This is a genomic window from Sphingomonas aurantiaca (assembly GCF_003050705.1).
GTDB lineage: Bacteria > Pseudomonadota > Alphaproteobacteria > Sphingomonadales > Sphingomonadaceae > Sphingomonas > Sphingomonas aurantiaca.
This window is the reverse complement of sequence record NZ_QAOG01000002.1, coordinates 437,452-457,489: the sequence shown is the minus strand read 5'-3', so window position 1 is coordinate 457,489 and position 20,038 is coordinate 437,452. Positions and strand designations below refer to the sequence as shown.

Annotated in this window: 25 protein-coding genes; 18 read left to right on the top strand and 7 right to left on the bottom strand. The window is 60.0% G+C overall.

The features are described 5' to 3' along the window. Positions 1-178: 178 nt before the first annotated feature. Together C8J26_RS07545 and C8J26_RS07540 are read right to left on the bottom strand one after the other, a co-directional pair. The gene (locus C8J26_RS07545; protein ID WP_244185212.1) at positions 179-1,129 is read right to left on the bottom strand and encodes a Brp/Blh family beta-carotene 15,15'-dioxygenase; all 951 of its coding nucleotides are present in this window, start codon (positions 1,127-1,129) and stop codon (positions 179-181) included. Between the two features lie 18 nt (positions 1,130-1,147). Further along, positions 1,148-1,915, bottom strand: coding sequence for a bacteriorhodopsin-like (locus C8J26_RS07540; RefSeq protein ID WP_056417634.1), 768 nt, complete (start codon positions 1,913-1,915; stop codon positions 1,148-1,150). Between the two features lie 102 nt (positions 1,916-2,017). On the opposite strand from C8J26_RS07540, the gene C8J26_RS07535 reads away from it, so the two are divergent. Continuing rightward, positions 2,018-2,713, top strand: coding sequence for a hypothetical protein (locus C8J26_RS07535; RefSeq protein ID WP_146168798.1), 696 nt, complete (start codon positions 2,018-2,020; stop codon positions 2,711-2,713). Positions 2,714-3,321: 608 nt separating this feature from the next. Here the strand turns inward: C8J26_RS07535 and C8J26_RS07530 are convergent. The 3 genes from C8J26_RS07530 to C8J26_RS07520 are packed head-to-tail and all read right to left on the bottom strand — an operon-like array spanning position 3,322 to position 7,060. Further along, positions 3,322-4,275, bottom strand: a complete 954-nt coding sequence (locus C8J26_RS07530) for a RelA/SpoT domain-containing protein (protein ID WP_107957369.1) — start codon at positions 4,273-4,275, stop codon at positions 3,322-3,324. Then, positions 4,272-5,471 (bottom strand): DUF262 domain-containing protein, encoded by a 1,200-nt coding sequence (locus C8J26_RS07525; protein WP_107957368.1) that lies wholly within the window; start codon positions 5,469-5,471, stop codon positions 4,272-4,274. Before C8J26_RS07525 ends, C8J26_RS07530 begins: the two co-directional genes overlap by 4 nt. Then, positions 5,468-7,060 (bottom strand): Eco57I restriction-modification methylase domain-containing protein, encoded by a 1,593-nt coding sequence (locus tag C8J26_RS07520; RefSeq protein WP_107957367.1) that lies wholly within the window; start codon positions 7,058-7,060, stop codon positions 5,468-5,470. Before C8J26_RS07520 ends, C8J26_RS07525 begins: the two co-directional genes overlap by 4 nt. Before the next feature lie 906 nt (positions 7,061-7,966). On the opposite strand from C8J26_RS07520, the gene C8J26_RS07510 reads away from it, so the two are divergent. The 3 genes from C8J26_RS07510 to C8J26_RS07505 all read left to right on the top strand — a co-directional run bounded on the left by C8J26_RS07510 (position 7,967) and on the right by C8J26_RS07505 (position 10,364). Then, entirely contained in the window at positions 7,967-8,149 is a 183-nt protein-coding gene (locus tag C8J26_RS07510; protein ID WP_146168796.1) for a DUF6771 family protein, read from the top strand. A 366-nt stretch (positions 8,150-8,515) separates the two neighbouring features. After that, positions 8,516-9,370 carry a hypothetical protein gene (locus tag C8J26_RS20075; RefSeq protein WP_146168795.1) on the top strand — a complete coding sequence of 285 codons (855 nt, stop codon included), beginning with the start codon at positions 8,516-8,518 and terminating at the stop codon, positions 9,368-9,370. Positions 9,371-9,809: 439 nt separating this feature from the next. Continuing rightward, on the top strand, positions 9,810-10,364 hold the full coding sequence (locus C8J26_RS07505; protein WP_107957364.1) for an acyltransferase: 555 nt from the start codon (positions 9,810-9,812) through the stop codon (positions 10,362-10,364). Positions 10,365-10,468: 104 nt separating this feature from the next. Here C8J26_RS07505 and C8J26_RS07500 read toward each other — a convergent pair whose 3' ends face one another. Further along, complete coding sequence (locus C8J26_RS07500) at positions 10,469-11,419, bottom strand: phage portal protein (protein ID WP_244185211.1); 951 nt, start codon at positions 11,417-11,419, stop codon at positions 10,469-10,471. Here C8J26_RS07500 and C8J26_RS07495 point away from each other — a divergent pair. The 14 genes from C8J26_RS07495 to C8J26_RS07435 all read left to right on the top strand — a co-directional run bounded on the left by C8J26_RS07495 (position 11,397) and on the right by C8J26_RS07435 (position 19,324). After that, positions 11,397-11,969 (top strand): GPO family capsid scaffolding protein, encoded by a 573-nt coding sequence (locus C8J26_RS07495; RefSeq protein WP_167398795.1) that lies wholly within the window; start codon positions 11,397-11,399, stop codon positions 11,967-11,969. The genes C8J26_RS07500 and C8J26_RS07495 overlap by 23 nt on opposite strands. A gap of 100 nt (positions 11,970-12,069) precedes the next feature. Next, the gene (locus tag C8J26_RS07490) at positions 12,070-12,231 is read left to right on the top strand and encodes a hypothetical protein (protein ID WP_208631341.1); all 162 of its coding nucleotides are present in this window, start codon (positions 12,070-12,072) and stop codon (positions 12,229-12,231) included. A 59-nt stretch (positions 12,232-12,290) separates the two neighbouring features. Beyond that, complete coding sequence (locus C8J26_RS07485; RefSeq protein ID WP_146168793.1) at positions 12,291-12,623, top strand: hypothetical protein; 333 nt, start codon at positions 12,291-12,293, stop codon at positions 12,621-12,623. Further along, positions 12,620-12,772, top strand: coding sequence for a hypothetical protein (locus C8J26_RS20420; protein WP_167398794.1), 153 nt, complete (start codon positions 12,620-12,622; stop codon positions 12,770-12,772). Before C8J26_RS07485 ends, C8J26_RS20420 begins: the two co-directional genes overlap by 4 nt. Further along, on the top strand, positions 12,772-12,960 hold the full coding sequence (locus C8J26_RS07480) for a hypothetical protein (RefSeq protein ID WP_107957362.1): 189 nt from the start codon (positions 12,772-12,774) through the stop codon (positions 12,958-12,960). The genes C8J26_RS20420 and C8J26_RS07480 overlap by 1 nt, the downstream gene beginning before the upstream one ends. Before the next feature lies 1 nt (position 12,961). Then, on the top strand, positions 12,962-13,150 hold the full coding sequence (locus tag C8J26_RS07475; protein ID WP_107957361.1) for a hypothetical protein: 189 nt from the start codon (positions 12,962-12,964) through the stop codon (positions 13,148-13,150). Between the two features lie 85 nt (positions 13,151-13,235). Further along, entirely contained in the window at positions 13,236-13,586 is a 351-nt protein-coding gene (locus C8J26_RS07470) for a helix-turn-helix domain-containing protein (protein ID WP_146168792.1), read from the top strand. Further along, positions 13,586-13,828, top strand: coding sequence for a hypothetical protein (locus C8J26_RS07465; protein ID WP_107957359.1), 243 nt, complete (start codon positions 13,586-13,588; stop codon positions 13,826-13,828). Before C8J26_RS07470 ends, C8J26_RS07465 begins: the two co-directional genes overlap by 1 nt. A 558-nt stretch (positions 13,829-14,386) precedes the next feature. Then, positions 14,387-14,842 (top strand): tyrosine-type recombinase/integrase, encoded by a 456-nt coding sequence (locus C8J26_RS20855; RefSeq protein ID WP_244185210.1) that lies wholly within the window; start codon positions 14,387-14,389, stop codon positions 14,840-14,842. Between the two features lie 392 nt (positions 14,843-15,234). Then, entirely contained in the window at positions 15,235-15,504 is a 270-nt protein-coding gene (locus C8J26_RS20415; protein WP_056417631.1) for a DUF1488 family protein, read from the top strand. An 85-nt stretch (positions 15,505-15,589) separates the two neighbouring features. Beyond that, on the top strand, positions 15,590-16,174 hold the full coding sequence (locus C8J26_RS07450) for a glutathione S-transferase N-terminal domain-containing protein (protein WP_056417628.1): 585 nt from the start codon (positions 15,590-15,592) through the stop codon (positions 16,172-16,174). Positions 16,175-16,400: 226 nt separating this feature from the next. Continuing rightward, the gene (locus C8J26_RS07445) at positions 16,401-17,753 is read left to right on the top strand and encodes a chymotrypsin family serine protease (protein WP_107957357.1); all 1,353 of its coding nucleotides are present in this window, start codon (positions 16,401-16,403) and stop codon (positions 17,751-17,753) included. Positions 17,754-17,811: 58 nt separating this feature from the next. Continuing rightward, positions 17,812-18,594 (top strand): NUDIX hydrolase, encoded by a 783-nt coding sequence (locus C8J26_RS07440; RefSeq protein WP_107957356.1) that lies wholly within the window; start codon positions 17,812-17,814, stop codon positions 18,592-18,594. 1 nt (position 18,595) lies between these two features. Beyond that, positions 18,596-19,324: an extensin-like domain-containing protein gene (locus C8J26_RS07435; protein ID WP_107957355.1), complete on the top strand. Its 729-nt coding sequence runs from the start codon at positions 18,596-18,598 to the stop codon at positions 19,322-19,324. A gap of 10 nt (positions 19,325-19,334) precedes the next feature. On the opposite strand, the gene C8J26_RS07430 is transcribed toward C8J26_RS07435, so the two are convergent. Beyond that, positions 19,335-19,889: a hypothetical protein gene (locus C8J26_RS07430; RefSeq protein ID WP_056417619.1), complete on the bottom strand. Its 555-nt coding sequence runs from the start codon at positions 19,887-19,889 to the stop codon at positions 19,335-19,337. Between the last annotated feature and the right edge of the window lie 149 nt (positions 19,890-20,038).

Genomic DNA, 20,038 nt, shown 5'->3' with positions numbered 1-20,038 from the left:
TCCGAGTCACTGAGCGGCGTAGACGCGCGATCCGCCCACACGCGCGTCCTTGCCACCGCCACCGCGGTCCGGTCTACGGGCAGCCTCGCCACAAGCTAGGTTCTACCGGGTTGGAGCCTCGGTTCACATGGCACCCGGCCTGGCATGCCCCGGACCTAACATGGCGTAGAGTGGCGCGTCACGGATCCGTTCCCCGCACGCAAAACTCGTTGCCTGGACCGGATACCGCAGGAGCCAGGCGCCGCTCGAGCCAGCGCGACAGGAGCAGGTGCGGCAGGGCGACGGCGGCGAGTAGCTGAAAGGCCTGTGCCGTCATGTCGGCGGGCAACGCCTCGATACGCCACGCGAAGAGCCACCACCCCCCGATTGCGAGCGCGCTCATCGCCGCGCCCGTCGTCAGCCATTTCGCACGCGGCATATCGTCGAGCAGCGCGCGCGCCTCGCTCAGGTGGCGGGGCGAGTGCAGGAACACGAAGAACAGCGCGAAGCCCGCGACCGGGGGCAGGAGGATGAGCGCGACGATCGCGACCGCGGTCGCCGCCGCCCATTCGCGCGCGCCTTCGCGCCACGCAACCCAGATCCCAACACTCGTCACGAGCAACGCAACGGGCGCCACCGCGATCGCCGCGCGCGCGATGACCGCGCCGCCCGGACCGCCTGCCATGGTGACGAACAGCGCGGCGACCTGCGCCGGGTGGCCGATCGCCGCCGCCGCGATGATCGCGGTGCCCGCCGCCATCTTGAGCAGCGGCTCGTCGAGCATCGTCCAGTCCTCGCCGAAATGGATCGCCGCGACCATCAGGAACAGGATCAGCCCGCCCGCCGGCACGACAACCCACAGCACTGCCATGCCGATCGCGATGCCGACATACCCCGCCACCGCCAGCCACAGCCAGCCGTGGCGCAGGCGCGTCGCGCGCGTGAGCAGCGCGATGTCATAGGCGCCATGCGGCATGCCCCCTACGACGAAAACCAAGGTCGCGAGTCCCGTCGCGGTTCGCCCATCGAGCGAAATCCCCGCGGCGAGCGCAGTCGCGAGATACGTTCCCACGATCCAGAACGCGACAGGCACGACACCGCCGCGCCCGATCCGGGTGCGGCGGTGGTTGAGGCTGTCAGCGGCCATCATGCGCCGCCGGGTCGTCGGTCACGCGGCATGGACCCCCGCGACATGCCCTTCGGCCTGCGACTTGCGCGACGAGATCATGAAGATCAGCACGCCCACGCCGGCCTTCGCGACGATGTCCGCGATCGTGTAGCCGAGCTGGATGACAGTCGTCACATTGGCCCCGGTCAGGCCGGCATAGGGGGCCATGTAGACGATCGGGTAGAAGCCCCACGATGCGAAGGTCAGCAGCCGTGCGCGCCGCACGAGATCGCGTGCGGCCGCCGGCTGCTGTTCGATCGATTCGCCAAGCCCGCGGAACAATTCCCAGACGATGTAGACGAACGGGATCGACGACAGCGTGCCCCACAGCGCGCGGGTCGGGATATCGATCGCGATCTCGCCGGGATAGCCCAGCACGATCATCAGCGCCGCCGCAAAGCCGAGACGGACCGTCTTGGACGATGTCTGTTCGGGCGACAGCCGCATCACCAGGACGAGCTCGATCAGCAGCAGCGGCACGGTCAGCAGCCAGTCGACATAGCGATAGGCGTCGTTGAACGCGAAGCCGGTGGCGGTGATCACGCCGCCCTTGAGGACATAGGCGGCGTTCCAGCTCTCGAAGATGCGGAAATAATGATAGGCCGCGATTGCAGTCACCAGCCCCGAGATCGTCACCGCCGTCCGATACGCCGGCGCGACCTGCGACCGACTGAGCCAGAGAAACGCGGTCGCCGCGGCCATCGCCGCGAAGGTGAACGAGAACGCGTTATACACAAGCGAGAACTGGAACGGGGTTACGATATCCATCAGGTCTCCGTTAATCGCGTCCGTTCAATATGTTGGCTTGGCTAACCGGCAAGGCGCCGGGCACGCAATCCTGCGGCTTTCCGACACACTGGCTAACCGGTCGTGAGCACTCTCGCGCGCTCTTTTAGCGAGGTCACAACAGGCATCCGTGACCGCGCACGCTCAAACTCCCAGGTTCGCCGCAACAGCCACAATGCTGGCGGTTCCGAAGTATCCCTTTGGCGCAAGCACAACACGTTTCCGAAAACCGAACACAACGCGCGGATGCGCGCGGCCGAGGCCTTCGAGCATGAGACGAAGCTGCCGGGGAAGCGCAACGGCGCCCTCGGTTCGATCGGCCTAGATGTCCTGCGCTGCCTGCTGCGCCTGCGCGGCCGTAAAGACGGCCGGCTGGATCCGACCTATCAGTGGATCGCTGACAAGATACACAAGTCGCGTAGCGCCGTAGTAGAGGCCGTCGCGCGCCTGAAGGCGTGCGGCTTCCTCGATTGGATCCGGCGCTGCGTACCGATCGAGGACGCACTGCCCGATGAGCAGCAAAGCGAGCAGATCTCGAACGCGTTCATCCTGCTACAGCCGCCAACGGTGCGTGAGTGCGTCCGCCGCATGCTGCGTAAGCCGAGCGAGTTCGTCCGCGCCGTTGCCGAGAAGATGGCGCGCCAGAAGAAGCTGGATACCGCGACGGTCGACGACGTGATCGCCGAGGTCCAGAGCCCCGAACTACGCGCTATCCTTGCCCGCGTCCGCGCTTCTGTTGATAGTGCAAATCCGCCGAGCGGTCACACAGAGACCCTGTAAGATATAAATTAGAAAGGAACGCCTGCGGCGTGCACAGTTTGATGCTTCGCGAAGGACTGAGGTCCCGAACCTAGCGAGTTCAGCATCCAGCGACCGCTGGTGAGCGTGCCGGCTTGCGCCGTCCCGTGCATCCTGGGGAGGATGAGTGAATTCCGTCGCTAAAACGATATTCGGTTTGGACGTATGCGGAGTCCGAGAGAACATTTTAGGTATCCCCAAACGTGAAGATACGTGTCCAAACCTCGGCAAAAAGAATATATCTTCTACGCCTAAGCATGAATTAATGGGCCCCGCGCGGAACGCGCGAACCAGTAGGTTTTTGGGTAGCGAGGGGGCGGTGCACAGTCTGTTATGGAGGATAATTTTCAGTGAAGTTTGCTGTTCGTGGGGATCGGTCGCCCCGTAGTTCACTGAATCGTCCGGTAATGCCCGTGTAGCGTCCGGCATCGAAAAGCGGTGCGCTGCAGCGAACTTTAAACGCGCGAACCATGCGTTAGAGGATGTTCGGCCGTTGATACAGCAGTAAGTCGACGGTGACCTTGGCACCGTTAAGAGTGGCGGTTGCAATTTACTGAAAACGTCACGTCGGCGCCGATGGTCTACGTGCGCTACAGACGCGTGACGCGCGTACTCGTACTAAGATCAATTGACGGTGGAACTATTACCTCATTGGTTATGAAAACTTTCTGTTTCGACCGTTTATCTTTCAAACCAAGCTTGAACTTAGCAGGATCTTGATTCATCGCCGATTGAAGTATCATTGAGTAGGCGGAAAGGTCAGTCACCCGCGCCCCGCGCCCTTCTGCCGTTTCCGCCGTTACCCAAGCCCGTAACTCCTCGAGCTTTGCCCCCATGAACTTCAGCAGTCCGTGCACAATGTCGGTCAGCCGGCGCATGTCAACCGGCATAATAACGCCCGCATCCCGGCCTAACTCATCTCTCAAATAAACCAGCAACGCGCGACGAGACTCGTAATCGTGGTTCTTTTTATTAACGCTTGGAGCAAGTGAAAGATGATCGATCTGAGATATTGATAGCTCGACGTTGTCGAGCATAGCCTTCAACTGAGCCGCGACTCTTTCCTTCGCCCAACTAATGTCCGAGGCCTTGTAGGAGAAGTCATGGGTAGCTTTGCTCCAAGCTTGCTCTAGAAGAGTCTTTATTTGCACTTCAAACTTTAGCCCGTGCTTTTCTGTTGGATTAACACCACCCTTTAACGTGCAATACAACCTTACACTATCAAATTGGAATTCCGATGGACGTTGGCTTATAATGTCTTTCGGCCTTCGGTCGACAACATTGAGGCAGCTGTTAACGAGGGCCTCAGCTGCCGGGACCTCACTCAAGGTAGGAACAATAATGGAGCAACCAAAAAAATCATCGATTTCTCGACCAGTTGCAAGTTTTAGTGCGTAGCTTTGAAGCATCTTCAATCTTTCGGTGAAGATCCAACCCTTAAGGTCGCACGCATCTTTCAAAAGAACGTTCACGTCCTTTGCAACATATTTGTAAACATCCTCCAACGTAACAAAGCTATCGCGAATCGATCTTTCTATCTTCATGGCAAATGAGACTCGATGTAGCCCTTCAACGCCTCGTATCTTATTTTTCGATACTCTGTTGTAGTGGCAGCACCGACGCTATGGGTATAATATCTTAAGATCGCAGGATCGATAACTGAATTGGCGACGTCGATTCCCTTATCCTCCCGCGCTTTATCGTAAAGCTCATCGACGCCCGACAAGAACGCGGAGCAGGAATCTGCCACAATTCCGGCAGGCAGCTGGTCAATGATATCCGATAGCGCCAAAACTGACCAAATAGAATAAAAGTCAGTAGTGAGGCGACGAGAGTGTTTGGTCACAACATTATTATGAAGTTCCATGAGTGCAATAAAACTTTTTAGCTTAAGAAATCGTTCCTCAAAAGCGGCAATATCTTCACGATATATCACTGTCTCATCTAGATAGGCTGACCTATTACCCGCATTTACAGCTTCATCGTCAATGCTGTTGCCAATAACCTCAGAGTCATCCGCATCTTCTGCAGGCAGTGAGTCCCTGTCAAAATCGTACTTTGCATAAAGTTCGTCAATATTTGACTGTGGAAATCCAACGAGATCCTGCTCAAGAATAACGAGCATCAATATCGATATAAATTCGATATCCTTCATTCGCCGAGATTTAGCCGGGGTGGATATTTTCATATTTGACCAAAATAGCCCTGGCTCGACCTTCGGATCTTCACTTTCAGACTCAGCCCTAGTGATGAACCAGCCATCGAACCTTGCATGGCGCAGCTCCTGCTCCTTCAGCCCCTTCTGGTTTTTATTTACGCGGAAAAACACCTCGTTCCAATCAGCGTCCCCGCTCGCTTTGAGGGTCTCCACAAGAAAGACGTAGTTATAAAAGATAATTACGTCTGACTTATCAAGATCCTTAAACCTCTTGCCCGAAAGTCGCGGAATTGAAAACTTTTGAGGTAAGCGGAACTTATTGTGGTAGAAGTTTAAGATAGTCGAGATTCGTTGCTTTCCGTCCACAACGTTATATTTTGGCCCCTCATTGCCGATCTCTTTCTGAACATAAACTGCGGGGCACGGATAATTGTTGAAGATTGTGTCGAGGAAGTAGAAACGGTCGGTCGAGGTCCAAACGCTTCTTCGCTGATAGGGCGGATTAAGGTCCAAACGCTTCTGATTGTCCATATCGACGAACCAAGATAGATCGTGCATGTTGGGCTGTCTATCGATGTTCATGGTTTTATCTTCCCCTTCTTCAAGCGTTTGACGTACAGCTCATGTCGGACTTGTTGGATGGCTGCGATATCTGCATTCGATACTCCAGCGCGGGGCAGGAGGTAATCGTCCTGCCTTGCTAAAGCGTCTGAAAATGAATGCGTCTTTATATGGGCAACGAATTCTTGAAACTCCGTCTCACTCACGCGCGAAAACGGCACAGGTAAGCGCTTAAATTCGTTAGGTGTTAACTCCAGCACGCCACCCCCATAGGTTCGACCTTGAAGCTCGGCCGCCACCATGGTTGCCGAATTATAAAACGAAAATATCAGCGATCGGAGATCCACCCCTTCAAGGGCAGTCACACGGTAAGCTGTGTCGGTTACCAGAGCAGCAACATCGTTAAGGACAAACTTCGGGAGTTCGCCAATACGCTTAAAAAAAACGGCATCGCTTGACCAAATGCCCGGTATCCGATGCCAAGGATTGCGTCGGACCATTTTGTAGCGTTGGTCTAGCGCCAGATCTTCGCCCGCTTTGAGATACTCGGAAATTCCCGTGGGGGGCTCGTCAAAGTCGTAACCAGTCAGGAGAAATGCCGGCAGTCCGGCATCGACGATCCGATTCATCACCTGATCGTTAAGGACGAGATCCTTTCCTAAATAATTACTTTTAGAGACAATCTTTCTGACAAATGACTTTGCTTCCAATTCTTCAACTTTAGAAGCGTCAATAACGAAAAAATCATTAGCAGCCGGAACGATGCCTGCTACGGCGATACAGTACTTTTGCACCGGAAAAAATCCCGTTGTACATCGGGAAAGTAAACCATTATCCAGATCCGATATCTTAAACTGCGACCATTTTGATCCGTAAAACTTATCGATCTCGATTAAGCGGAGGTCGCTTGGGTTTATACTTCCGCCCTTGCCTTCACCTACATAGAAGCCGGCCGAGTCATGATTTCTATAGCAGAAAATAACTGCAACATCCTGTACGGCATGTTCAAAATGTAATTCGTCAAATACGAAAACTTCCACGCGCGTAAAATCACGCAGAAGACGAGAGCGTAGCCAGCCGGCATGATTTACATAAACCACCTCTTTAGGAAGTACGAATGCCATTATGCCATCGTCTTTAAGAAGTGATGCCGACTTCAGCAGGAATAGAGTCCATAGATTTCGGAAATCGCCTTTTGCTAAACCGTTTTCGTTAAAAATTGCCCGGGCACCGTTAACCTTCTCTGCACTTAAATGTTTGTAGCTTACATATGGAGGATTGCCGATAATAATGTCGTAGCCACTCTCCCTGCCCTGAAAATCTATAAAATCCTCGCGGAAAAATCTTACCTCGGGAACAGTCAATGCGATATCTTCACAGGCGTCAACGAAAGCCGGCTCGATATCTACACCATGCAATATGCTTACTCGATTTTGAATTGTCTTCGTTTTTGACAAAGCGGTAACGAAAGCACCATTACCAACGCTTGGCTCGAGAACAGCTAAGCTGGATTGCTTGGAAGCGTTAAGCGTCAGCGCCAAATGATTTACAATAGAGACCGCGAGCGGATCAGGCGTGAAGAACGAACCAGTTTTTTTATCGTTTACCAACTTTTATACTCTGAAAACGAGCGATTTTATCGACGCTTGATGTGTCAGTCATCTGGCGGGAGGCAAATTGATAGCCTCTCGTAAGGTCGGTTGGCTACCAGTTGGCTCCGTATCGCACAAGGTAACGTTCCTTCGCGTTGGTCGCCGCTGTTCACCGGTTTATCGCGCAAAAAAAGGGGGGCAGGCTAGGCGGCCTCGTGAATGCACATCGGGGTTGTCGGACATCTGAAGGTGGATCAATGTTCAACAACAGAGCTATTCCGGATCGGCCGTTCAACCCGCGGTTTTCTGCCGTGCCGCATTATGCGTCGCCGACGGCATCGAAAGCCACATAAAAAACTGGCGGGCGAGACGGGCGGTTTGCGCTGCCTGTAGGATCGCGTGTCGATCTACGCCTTCACTGAAACTGCACCGCACCGCACCGTTACAACCCACTCGCTGCCAGCAAGCCCGCCTAGGAGCTGGGACCTTGCCAAGTTCAGTTTCGACTGCACCTTTTCCGCCACGAAAAGACCGCGGGCGAGGCGGGGGGAAAAGCGTGTTTCTTGGGGTTGCAGGTTTGGCAGTTGGCCTAGCCGCGCTCGTCGCTTTGTAATTTCCTTTAGCATAATATTTCTGGGCGACGCGCGTCGGCCGCGGCCTTTGCGTTCCCCGTATGTTCCACTATAAATGTCTGATGGAACATGCTCCCGAGTCGACGCGCGATTGCGCACAGCCCTTTAGCCAGACGCATAATCTGATTGCTGAGATTCTGCCTGACATCCGCCCATGCGAGATGCAAACGATCTACTTTCAAGCGATCGAGGATGGGCCTGAATCGCTGCTTGCGCCGATTGAAGCAGAGTTCGTGCGTCGTGGACTTTCACCGTACGCGACCTACTCAACCGACTACCAATGACGGGTGGCGTGATCACCGCGGAGCGGATCGCGTTGCTAATCAAGGACGCCCCCGCTTGGGCACTGGCTGACCTCGCCGCGCCAAGGGAAGGCCTTCGTGTGGCTGCTCAACTCGAAGTCGCGCGGCATGTTTATCACGGCTTCTTTCAGCCGCCGACCGCTGAGGCGACGCAGATGCCGCTGCCTTGGTGATTAATGGGCAACGCGCGTTTCAGGACGTTAGCCGACTTTGCGAAGCACGCTGCCAACGTCGGTGCCGTATGTGGCAAGTGCGGGCGCAAGGGAGTCGTGCATCGAGACATTCTCGCCCGCTGGTGCTTCCTCAAGAGGATGAACAGCGCGGTAGAAAACCTGTCCAGCTACCTACGCTGCTCGAAATGCGGGGGCCGACCAAGTAGAGTCCTGCCAACGCCGTTGCCGCCCTCCTTCCCTCTATACGGACGTGATGAGCGACAGTGGAAAAGGTTCGAGCGTAAGCTACGCGGGTAAGGATCGCTGATCGGTGAACAGCAATCTGGCGAAGTAGTTGATTTTTACAGTCCGGTTTCGCATATCCCTATGAACGGGAGCGAAGTCATTAGCAAAGCTGCAAAAATTAAATCCGTTCCGGTCATTCTTTTACTGGCAGCTGTTGTGCTAGCAATCTGGCAGCATTGGCCAGCCCCGACGAAGCCGCGTCTTGCAGGAATTCATGAGCGGTGGCGTCCAGATCTCTCGACCATTCAATCGATATCTGACGCTCTACCTGTCGTCTCCGATTACATATCGAAGCAGGTTGGGACGCGTGACGAACGGGTCGCTCGGGGCGTTGACGCCTTTGTACGCGATCGGTTCGTACAGGGATTTTCGTACATTCCGGTTCGCGATAACTGGCTACTTAAGGCGACGTTCGGATTAAAATCCGATGACTATAGATCTCCAGTCGACGCGGATGATATTTTGCGCCACCGCCATGCGATATGTAGCCAGCAGAGTATCGTGTTTATGGAATTACTGCGCCATTACGGCATATCCTATGGTGCGGTTCTATTTGAATGGCCCGACCCTGATCCACTGTATCACGGACATTTTGCAGTGGCGGCCCTCGTCGACGGCCATTGGCGGTATTTCGACCCTGACCTCGAAGTAGTCGGTTCACCATTGGTCCGTTCTATGATCGATGGGACTGCTATCGCAGACGCCTACCCAAGCAATCCACGGCTAGTAGAGCGAATGACGTATGCCGCGGCACATGGTGGCATCGCGCTTGCCCATGTTAATACCTATGCCGCACCACGCGGTAAGCTATTGCAGGACTTTACCCATGGTATGAGCATATTGACGCCGATTATTCTCGTCACTGCGGCGCTTGTACTCTTTATTATGCAGACCAGAAGACCAAGGGGCTCTCGAAAAGGCCTCACACTAAATTAATTTCCAAGCCGACAAACCTACTCGTCGCCAGGGGAACGTAGGCGTTTCTCGATCGACAGAGGCATCGGGAGGAAATACTCAAGCCTTTCGATGTCCCAGGTCGCCAAGCCCTGCCGGATGGCGTCCCACTTGGCCTCGGCAAAGCTATCGCGCCACGGCCCTCGTGGATCATCGAGCACCAAGACGCGGTATTGGTTCTTTGGATGCCGAGCGAAAGTGGTTTTTGATGGTGGTGGATTAGCCAATTTGCACCGGATCTAGAAAATCGGAGAAGGTGTCTTGCGTGTATCGTTCGACGAATCGGAATATACCGACGCTAAACTCGAGCTTGGGCTGTTGTCGACGCCAAAAAAACAGCTGGCGAACAAACTGGCGAAATCTTCAGTTGGCTGGCGAGCCAGACTGCGTACGGTGCCCAACGATACGAGAAGGGTGATTGATGGTAGCGCGTATTCTTCGCGGCATTTCTCAGACGTTCGAGAAAGTGAATTCTTGGACGGTGATTAACTGGTTCAAGGCTAGTTACCCTGGGCTGACTATTGGTACGGGGGTACTCATCCGGAAGGGAGCGCGCATTAGGGTTACGAACGGCGCCTCAATGCACATCGGTAAGAGAACGGTGATCGAGCGTAATTGCCTCCTCATATCTGAAGGAATGCTATCGATTGGCCCAGATAGTTTCATCGGACAAGGTTCGACGATTGTCGCGAGCATCAACATCGGCATCGGCGCTGACGCGCTAATTGCTGAGAACGTGACCATCCGAGACCAGAACCATCAGACGATCCACGTTAGCCCTTATCGCCTGCAAGGAATTGATGCTGATATGATCAGCATCGCCTCGAACGTTTGGATCGGCGCACACTCGACAATCCTCAAGGGTGTAAAGATTGGCGAGGGGGCGATTGTCGCCGCGGGGGCGGTCGTTACTAAGGATGTAGCGGCTAGGGAGGTGGTTGGGGGCATCCCCGCCAAACTAATCAAGGTTCTTTGATAACAGATAGAAGTTATGCCGAGCCCAGAGTTATAGCACCGGGATATCCGTTCTATGTGAGCGCAGTTTCTCGTCGATTTGCCTCGCCACACCGGCTCGTAAAGTTAGCTCGCTGGTGCCGGTATCTTCCGTGAAGCGAATGCAACCGCTTCGACGCCAACCGCGACGTTAATGTCCAGCAGGCGAGCCTGAATCGGTTCGATCTCCAGCTCGAAAAACATATCGACCGCCTCGCTCGGCTTACCGAGCGTCGAGCCCTGCGCCGGCACGATGCCCAGCAGGACTGGCGGCGTGCGGTGCGCCGCCAGTACATCATCGCGCGTCGCGTTCTTGATCCCCATGAACTCGTCGTTCGCGCCGACCTGGGCGATCGGCAGGATCTTGATCCCGCCATCCTTCCCGCCTGGCTGATGGACGAACAGGTTGCGGAAGTTGCCCGGCCCCTTCGATCGCTTCAGTGCATCGCGGATCGCATTTACGTCGCCATCCGAAAATTCGCCCGTCGCATGCAAGATGAAGCCAGCGTGGCTACCGTTGAGATAGTATTTGCGCCGGAACAGGGTCGCGGCTTCATTGAGCAATGCCGACTGAAGCGCCGAAATATACTCTGGAACGCCGTAGATTTCCTGATTGATGTCGGGCTGCATGATCTGCACCACGCTGCCCGGTCTGAACTCGAACTCGCTGGCAAGATTTTCCACGAAGAAATAGCGGCCATCCTCGATCCCGCGCCGTGTAAATTTCGCGAGGGAGTGGTCGAGGCGAAGCAGGCCGCCAAGCACGCTGCGGCGTTGCTCGACAAAGCCGAAACCGAAAATAAGATAATCCTGCACCACCTTTTCGAATGTGCCCCGCGACAGCCACGGCGTCGGCACGAACGATCGCACCAGCAAATTGCGCTTCAGCAGGATCGCCGAGCTGTGGTGCGGGCTTGCCCGAAACGATCGCGCCAGGCCGTCGACGCTGATCGGCGGCTCGTACCAGCGTCCGTTATGCGGGCATTCCAGCATATCGAGGATCTCGCGCCGGCTGTTGTACGCTGTCGTCGACGGCAACGACCAGCTCGTTGCGCTCGCCAAGGCCGACCAGAAGCCGTTCCCATCGGTCGAACTGACCCCCAGCTATGCCGGCAGCGGCAAATTCGGCATCATCGGACTGGCGTTCACCGATACGCCCGCGTCGATCGGTACGCAGCGCCTGCAATTCTCCAACCGCGCGCCCGGCACCGTGTTCGCATCGGCCGCCGACGCGGTGATGATCGAATTCGAGGCCAAGAAGGCGGAGGACGAGAAGGTCGAGAGCATCGTCGACCGCCTATTCTCGGCCGTCGTCGCCAAGTTCAAGCCGGTCGAGCCGGACAAGCCCAAGGAAGAGCCGAAGCCGAAGCCGGCCAACGACAATTTCGACGCGGCCGGATTCGCGACCGACATGCAGACGGCCTTCAGTGGCGCTCTGACCGCGGCCCTCAAGCCGATCATCGCGACGCAGGCCGCCCACCAGCGCGACTTCGCCACCCTGCAAACGCAACTCGCCAACACCGAGCAGCAGGGCTTCTCGCGATCGCCCGCGTCGGGCGGCGGGGACGACGCCGTCACCGACTGCTGATCGTCAGCCACTCGCCCAGACCGCCAAGCCTTCACAGGAACCGCCCCAATGCTCAACATCACCCGTAACAAGTACGACGCCTACCCGCGTCGACGGCGTCGTGACGGTGCCAGGCGCGATCTACGTCGGCGCTGGCGCGGTTGGCTCCGAGGTCGACTACGTCAACATCGACGCGCTGGTGTTCGCCGGCATCGAGCTGCTGCACGAGAATTCCCGCGTACATTCACCGTGCCGATGCAGCGAGGCGAGCGTGCCGCGCTGACCAGCACCGCGCCCCTTACCCCCGCCGCCTACCTCGGTCTCCGCCGCGAAGCTGCTGGCATGTCGATACGCACCGTCGCCAGCATGCTCGCCCGCAATGCCGACGAGGTCGCGACCGCGCTCGACCTGATTCACGCCCTCGAAACCCCCGGCAACACCGCGCGCCAGCCCGAGACGTTGGAGGCGTTGCGCAGCATCTTTGCGTTCGATCCGGACGTCTACCGCCAGCTGGCGACCGAGCCTGCCGCCCGGCACCCGCGCATCTGCCGGGGCTGCGGTTGCAGCCAGTGGGATCCTTGCGCCAGCGACGAACACGGCGCGTGCGCCTGGGCGACCGATAGCGCCTGCACGGTCTGCCTACCCGATACCACGCCGGTGGAGTGCTGCCAGTGATCACCGTCGCAACCAGCGCGATACAGCTCGACCGTGCCATGCGCCGTCGCCGTATCGCCAAGATCATGTTCGCGCTCGTGTTCGCGGTGATCTGGATCCCCGCCGCGATCGTCATGCTGATCGCTGGCTCATCGGATCGGCGGCGCTGATGCTGCACGATGTCCTCACCGGCTTGGCGCTGACCGTATTCGGCAGCGCAGGCGCGACGGCGATCGGCGTTATGCACGCGTCGCTCGCGCCGCAGTGGAACCGAATCTGCCGGCTGGCACTCGGCAACGTCGAGCCCGCGTTCACACCCCTGCCCGCGACGTCGTTCGCCAAAGCGGCCCGCTCGTGACGTGGTCGACGTCGCAATCTGTGGCGGCGACCGTGCCCTCTTCCAAGGGCTCGGCCGCACCGGAAAGCAGTGCGACGTCCTCACAGTCCGCAAGGCTTTCGCCTCGATCCGCTTCGACGACGGACAGGCCGTCCTCTGCCTGGCCAACGATCTGCACCCAATCCAGCGACGCCCGCCGCCCATGTTCTGACCCGCGCGCCGCTCTTGGCGAAATGCTTTCTACAAGAACGGCCGCTGGCGCGACCGCTCGATCCCCCCGCAACAACAGGATCTCCATGATGATCAGCGCCGCTCCCCCCGAAGCTCGCCAGTCTCAGCCATCGCCCCGACCGACCAAGTGTTCCCCAAAGCGGGAACAGCGCGGCTTTCCTATCGAGATGCCACGCATGATGGGGCTGCACACTGCCTACGAGATACTCGGAGGTAAAAAGAAGACGTTGGCAGACATCTTGGGAATTACCCCTCGCAATGTGAATTTCAAACTCAACGCTGACCGCGGCATTTCTGACCTCGATCTGTTGCTCACGGCAAAAACGCTCGAAATACGTGGCAACAAGATGCTGGAGCACGCTGCAAAGCTTCGTGCAGTGCTCGCCGCCGCCCAGTCCGAAAAGGCCAATGGGTGATGCCGTGCGCCACCCTGACTGCGAGGCTCCGCGCCTTAGAGGTCGTCCGCGACGATGGCGCAAAGCACCTGCACGACGCGGGGTTGGTGACGACCGCGATGGCGCATACGGCGATCATCGACAACGCGATCCGCGCAGCGCTCGACCTCGCCTACGCCGTACAGGCAGCAGCAGATAGCGACGTGGCACCCGCATGGGAAGCAATCGACGTGCTCGCGCTCAGCCAGATCGAGGTGCAGTGATGAGTGCGAGAGCGCTTGTTCGCCAGGCGGACCTCACGCGGATTCTTCGCGTGGCTGCGAAGGTAGGCATTCCCGTGCGGGTCGAGATCGAGCCGGGCCGGATCATCGTCACAACCGGGGCAGGTGTCGTACCCGCTGGTGCGAACAGCCTGGACGAGATGTTCGCGTGAAGCGTCGTTGGCTGCCCAAGCACGTCAGTACGTTCCGCGATCGGCATGGGAAAGCCCATTACCGGTATCGACGGACGGGCTTCGTCACATACTATTTCAAGAACGAGCCGGGGACCGAGGCGTTTCTGGCTGAGCTGCGCGCATGCAACGATGGCGTCAGCGCGCCGGAGATCGAGGCCGGCGCCAATCGCGCGGCCGTCGGCACGTTCGACGACCTGCTGTCGCGCTATTACCGCTCGCCGGATTTCCTCGATCCGGGTGAACGGACCCGCGTCGTCTATCGCGGGACACTGGAGCGCTGGCGTGCGCGGACCCGCAAGGGGCGGCGATACGGCGAGATCATGGTGCGCGAGTTGCAGCCCCGTCACGTCGAGGCGATGCCCGCAAGATGGGTCCCGCTAGTATCCGCGACACCAGGCTCGAACTTACCCAGGAAAAGACGAAGGTCTTCGTCTCGCTCCCGATCATGCCCGGCCTCGCCGAATCCATCCTCGAGACGCCGACGGTCGGCGCGATCTTTGTCGTGACCGAGTTCGGCAAGCAGTTCTCGGTGAAGGGCTTCGGTAACAAATTCCGCCACTGGTGCGACGAGGCCGGTCTGCCGAATTGCTCGGCTCATGGACTACGTAAGGCCGCCGCGCGCCGCTTCGCAGAGGCGGGCTGCTCGAATCAAGAGATCAAGGCCTGGACCGGCCACACGACTGACAGCGAGGTCGCCCGTTACACCGCGGCGGCTGATCAGCGTACGCTTTCAGACACCGCTGCCGACAAGCTTTTGGCTAACCTTGCGGAAAGGTTAGCCAAAGATTCCGATAACACGCTCAAATTAAACGGGAATAAATGATGTTTGGTACACCCATCAGGATCTCCATCACCTTGCTGCGCGGGGCCCACTGCGGTGGCGGACCGGGCTAGTTGCAGGCACCCCGAGCCATGACGAGACCGGCTCGGTTACACCCGATAGTGGCGCCACAGCGGCCTTTAAGGGCAACAGAGGGAGTTCCACCCAGAACACGCGACGTGGCTGAAACACCGCGAGTCCCGGCCGCTGTGACGGCCTGTTTGAGACTACGCCTCAACCCATCGGGCTGCGATATGGAACATGGTCCATATCGGTCGTTATGCCGGCCGCCCGATACGCCGCAACGCGCACACTCGGCCGCCGTTAGACACGCGACCCCTTGCCTGAGTCACCGCTCTTGGGCAGTGCCTGTCCTTTTCCAGGAGACCCACGCCATGCCCAGCCGTATCACCGTCGACCAAGCCAGCCTCACCGACAACGACATCGCGCAGCAGATCGAGTTCACCGCTGAAATCGACGGCGACGAGCGCGACTTTGCCGTCAAATATGCCGTTCTCCAGGAACTGAGCGGCGACGAACCCGATAACGACGCGCTCGAACTGTTCGAGCGGTTCAGCGACGAGATCCTCGACGTCTGCGCCGATGTCGCCGACCAGCGGCCCAACGCCAACGTCGTGGTCATCGACGACGACGATCTCGAATAAGCCATTTCCCGCCCGCCGCCCGCAACGGCCGGGCAGCCGATCGACATCCCGCGCGTTCACGCCGTCCACCACGGAGAGAAAACCGATGAAGCTCTATTATGCGCCCGGCGCCTGCAGCCTGGCAGACCATATCGCGCTGCATGAAGCGGGATTGTCGTTCGAACATGAAAAGGTCGATCTGAAGGCCAAGCGGACCGAGAGCGGTGCCGATTACACCGCGATCAATCCCAAGGGCTATGTGCCTGCGCTGACGCTCGATTCGGGCGAGACGCTGAGCGAGAACATCGCCATCCTCGACTGGATCGCGCACCAGGATACCGCTCTCAAGCCCGCGGGCGCGATGGGCCATACGCACCTGCTTGAAGCGCTCGCGTTCATCTCGACCGAGATCCACAAGAGCTTCAAGCCGTTCTTCTCGGGCGCCGGCGACGATGAAAAGGCCAAGGCGTCTGACATGATCGTCAAGCGGATGACGTATCTGGCGGATACGATGCAGGGCGATTTCCTGCTCGGCGCGGACGTCAGCGTGGCGGATTTCTACCTGTTCGTCATGCTGCTCTGGGCGAAGAAGAACGCGATCGAGGTTCCCGCCAAGCTCGCCGCGTTCCGCGACCGGCTGATGACTCGCCCCTCGGTACAGACCGCGATGCAGCATGAAGGGCTGATCTGACCCGGCGATCGCCGGCACGGACTAAACACCGCAGGACGGTGCATGTGCGACGATCGCGCATGCGCCGTCGCTGTGGTGTCCTAAGTAACAGAGCCACGCCCGCGCACGCCGCAAGGCCGTGTCGGCACGCTACCCTTCGCGGGATCGGACGGCAGACTGCATGCGTTTGAACGTCTGGGGTACGGCATCAGGCCCTTTCCCGCTTCTCCTGTGCGATGCCCGATCAATGTCGATGTTTCGAGCCCGGCTCGCCTTGGCCCTTTCCCTGCTGATCGCGCTCCAGCCACCGGTCATGGCGCAGACTCCGACGGCGCCCGTCCCGCGCGTCCAGATGCCCATCGATGCGCTGATGCAGGATGCGGGCGAATATGCGCGCGCGTTCGGCGTGACGCTGGACGAGGCGATGCACCGGCTGCGCGCGCAGGCCGACAGCGTCGCCGTGACCGACCGCCTGCGCGAGACCTATCGTGATCGCTGGGCGGGGATCGTGATCGAGCATCGCCCGAGCTATCGGATCGTCATCCTGCTGACCGGCACGGACCCAGTCGCGGACCAGTCGATCGTCGCCGGTGGTATCGACGTCCCGATCGTGTTCCGCACCGGGGCCGCGATGAACCGAACGGGGATGCTCGCGGTCATCGCCACGCATCAAGCGCAGATCCGCGCGGCGCTGCCGCATCCGCCGGGGCTCGGGATCGATCCGCGCACGGGTGCGCTGGTCGTGATGATCAGCGGCCGCGATGCCGAGCGCGATCGCGGCGGCGCGGTCCAGGCACAGATCGCGGCGATGACGGGCGTTCCTGTCCAGATCGAGGCGATCGACCAAACCACCAGCGATCTCAGGCCCTCGCCCCAGACTATCTCCAGCGACGCGGCCCCCGCGGCGATTGCCCCGACACCAACGGTCGAGGGCGGCGCGCGGGTCGTCGGGACGGTCGATGGCAAGCGCTATGCCTGCACCACCGGCTTCGTTGTCACCGACGGATCGCGCTCGGGCATCGCGACCGCGGCGCATTGCCCCGACACGCTCACCTATGTCGACTCGCGCCAAGGCAGCGTGCCGCTCGAATTCGTCGGGCAATGGGGCTGGGGCTATCAGGATGTCCAGATCAACACCGTCGCCACCGCCGCGCCGCTGCCCCCCTCCTTCCCCGCAACCTTCTACGCCAACACAGCAAAGACGCTCACGCGCCCCGTCTCGACCTGGCGAAACCGCGAGAGCACGCGCGCGGGCGATTTCGTCTGCCATCGCGGCGAGCGGACCGGCTATAGCTGCGCGCTGGTCGCGATGGTCGATTTCGCGCCCGCCGGCGATCTGTGCGGCGGCGCCTGCCTGCCCACCTGGGTCGCGGTCGAGGGCCCGACTTGCAAGGGCGGCGACAGCGGCGCGCCGGTGTTCGACGGCACGGTCGCACTCGGCCTCGTCAAGGGCGGTACCTACCGGCGCGACGGGACGTGCCTGTTCTATTACTACATGTCGACCGACTATCTGCCGGCGGGCTGGTCGCTATCCTATGCCGCGCCAAGGGCGGCGCCAGAGACGGTAACGGCCGCACCCCTGACGCAGGCCCCGCGTTGAGATCGTTGGACGTTTTGCCCAGGCTACCCGATCGCGGGGTGGCGCGTTACACCGCGACATGACCGATAGTCCGCCCCTCACGCCAGCGATCCCCGCCGCGACGCTCGTGCTGTTCCGCGATGCCGCCGCCGGACCGCCCGAGCTGTTGTTCGTCGAGCGGGCAAAGGCGATGATGTTCGCCGGCGGCGCACTGGTGTTTCCCGGCGGTCGGATCGATCCGGGCGACCATGCTCTGGCCGCGGAGTCGGGCCACCCCGATGGCAACGCCGCCGCGCGCATTGCCGCGATCCGCGAGACGATAGAGGAGGTCGGGCTGCCGGTCGGCCTGTCGCCAATGCCGTCGCCTGCGGTGTTCGAGCGGTTGCGCGCGATGCTCCACGCCGGGACCGTCTTCGGCGAGGCGCTGGCGGAGGCGGGCGCCAGCCTCGACCTCGACTCGCTCGAATATTTCGCGCGCTGGCGGCCCGCGCACGCGCATGCCCGGATCTTCGACACGCATTTCTATCTGGCGCGGCTGCCGGCGGACGCTCCCGAGGCGCGGGTCGATGCAACCGAGAATGTCCGGCTGATCTGGGCGACCGCCGCCGACGTGCTGGCGCAGGCGGACGCGGGCCGCGCGACGATCATCTTCCCGACGCGGCGCAATCTCGAGCGCCTCGCGCAGTTCGCCGATTTCGACGCGGCGGTCGCGGATGCGCGCGCACACCCGGTGCGGACCGTCACGCCCTGGACGGAAATGCGGCCGAGCGACACGCACGGCGAGGTCGAGCATCTCTGCATCCCGCCCGACCTCGGCTATCCGGTAACGTCGGAGCCGATGTCCGACGCGGTACGCGGCTGAGATGCGCGCGGTGCGGCGGATCCTGGGCTGGCTCGTCGGGCTGGCGGTCTTCGCGACGCTAGCGCTGATGCTCTGGGCGGTGACTCGCGGCCGCCCGCAGGACCTGCCCTGGGCGCCGCTCGATCTCGGCCAGCCGATCGGGATGTTCACCGGACGCAAGCTGGCCGCGCTGACCAGCGACTTCCCGCAATGCCGCGCGCTGCTGGACCGCGCCGGCGTGCGCTACGCCGTCCTGCCACCGCGCAAGGGCGAAGGACAATGCGGCTACTCGGACGGCGTCAGGCTGACCGGCGGCGCGCGCAAAATCGCGTTCGTGCCGCCCGGGCTCGGCGTCGCCTGCCCGGTTGCGGCGGCGCTGTCGATGTGGGAATGGAACATCGTCCAGCCCGCGGCCGAGCGTCATTTCGGGGCGCGGGTCGCGAGTATCGATCATTTCGGCAGCTATAGCTGCCGGCGGATCTACGGGCGCGATGCGGGCAACTGGAGCGAGCATTCCACCGCCGACGCGATCGACATTGCCGGCTTCCGCCTCACCGATGGCACCCGCATCACCGTCGTGCGCGACTGGAGAAGAGGCGATGCCAAGTCCGCGTTCCTGCGCGAAGTCCGCGACGGCGCCTGCACGCTGTTCGCGACGACCTTGTCCCCCGACTATAACGCCGCGCATGCCGATCACCTGCATCTCGACCAGGCCGATCGCGGATCGATGGGCTGGCGCGCCTGCCGCTAGCGTGGCGCGATCAGCTGGCCAGCGTCGTCCCCGAATCCACCTTCTCGACCCAATAGGGGAAGAAGGCCGGCTGCCGGTTCGACCAGCCCGACGCGGTCGCCGCCGCCTCGCTGATCGACTGGAGCAGCTTGCGCCGCAATTCGGGATGCAGATGCGGCAGCGCCGCCGCCGCACAAAAGGCCGAGGGCAGCCACGGCCGCACCTCGGCACCGATCAACCGCTCGTACAGGAAGCGCAGCGCCGAGAAGCTCGTCAGCCGCCCCTGTCCCAGGTCGAACGCGACGAGCGTCATCAGCGGCGCGAGGAACGGTTCGATCGAGTCGAGCCCGCTGTCGTCGGGCACCAGCGCGCGCAGATCGGGTAGCGAGTTGTACAGCCGCGCCTGCGCCCGGATGGACGCCGCCTCGACGACGTCGCGCGACCAGCGGAGCATCGCGTCCTCGCGATCCAGCCCGACATCGAGCGACCGGCGGATATAGCGCTGCGTGGCGCCGGGAAAGCCCGCGAATTCCTTCATCTCGGCCAGCGTCGTCGAGCCCTGTGCCGGTGTCATTCTGGAAGCCATGTCGTCACCCCGCTCTCGTCAAGGAACCTGCAGACTATGCGCTCGGATGGTTAACAACGACCGAAATGCGCGTCATCTTTCCGTAACGCCAAGCGACCATGAAAGCTGTTGCGCTGCAACAAGAGTGCGACGAACCGAACCAAATCGAG

Coding starts and splice junctions, on each gene's coding strand:
- C8J26_RS07450 (WP_056417628.1), top strand. CDS start 15,590: ATGAAGCTCTATTATGCGCCCGGCGCCTGCAGCCTGGCAGACCATATC.
- C8J26_RS07470 (WP_146168792.1), top strand. CDS start 13,236: ATGATGATCAGCGCCGCTCCCCCCGAAGCTCGCCAGTCTCAGCCATCG.
- C8J26_RS07485 (WP_146168793.1), top strand. CDS start 12,291: ATGTCGATACGCACCGTCGCCAGCATGCTCGCCCGCAATGCCGACGAG.
- C8J26_RS07505 (WP_107957364.1), top strand. CDS start 9,810: ATGGTAGCGCGTATTCTTCGCGGCATTTCTCAGACGTTCGAGAAAGTG.
- C8J26_RS07440 (WP_107957356.1), top strand. CDS start 17,812: ATGACCGATAGTCCGCCCCTCACGCCAGCGATCCCCGCCGCGACGCTC.
- C8J26_RS07480 (WP_107957362.1), top strand. CDS start 12,772: ATGCTGCACGATGTCCTCACCGGCTTGGCGCTGACCGTATTCGGCAGC.
- C8J26_RS07435 (WP_107957355.1), top strand. CDS start 18,596: ATGCGCGCGGTGCGGCGGATCCTGGGCTGGCTCGTCGGGCTGGCGGTC.
- C8J26_RS07430 (WP_056417619.1), bottom strand. CDS start 19,889: ATGGCTTCCAGAATGACACCGGCACAGGGCTCGACGACGCTGGCCGAG.
- C8J26_RS07530 (WP_107957369.1), bottom strand. CDS start 4,275: ATGAAGATAGAAAGATCGATTCGCGATAGCTTTGTTACGTTGGAGGAT.
- C8J26_RS20855 (WP_244185210.1), top strand. CDS start 14,387: ATGGGTCCCGCTAGTATCCGCGACACCAGGCTCGAACTTACCCAGGAA.
- C8J26_RS20075 (WP_146168795.1), top strand. CDS start 8,516: ATGAACGGGAGCGAAGTCATTAGCAAAGCTGCAAAAATTAAATCCGTT.
- C8J26_RS20415 (WP_056417631.1), top strand. CDS start 15,235: ATGCCCAGCCGTATCACCGTCGACCAAGCCAGCCTCACCGACAACGAC.
- C8J26_RS07465 (WP_107957359.1), top strand. CDS start 13,586: ATGCCGTGCGCCACCCTGACTGCGAGGCTCCGCGCCTTAGAGGTCGTC.
- C8J26_RS07445 (WP_107957357.1), top strand. CDS start 16,401: ATGTCGATGTTTCGAGCCCGGCTCGCCTTGGCCCTTTCCCTGCTGATC.
- C8J26_RS07525 (WP_107957368.1), bottom strand. CDS start 5,471: ATGAACATCGATAGACAGCCCAACATGCACGATCTATCTTGGTTCGTC.
- C8J26_RS07540 (WP_056417634.1), bottom strand. CDS start 1,915: ATGGATATCGTAACCCCGTTCCAGTTCTCGCTTGTGTATAACGCGTTC.
- C8J26_RS07545 (WP_244185212.1), bottom strand. CDS start 1,129: ATGATGGCCGCTGACAGCCTCAACCACCGCCGCACCCGGATCGGGCGC.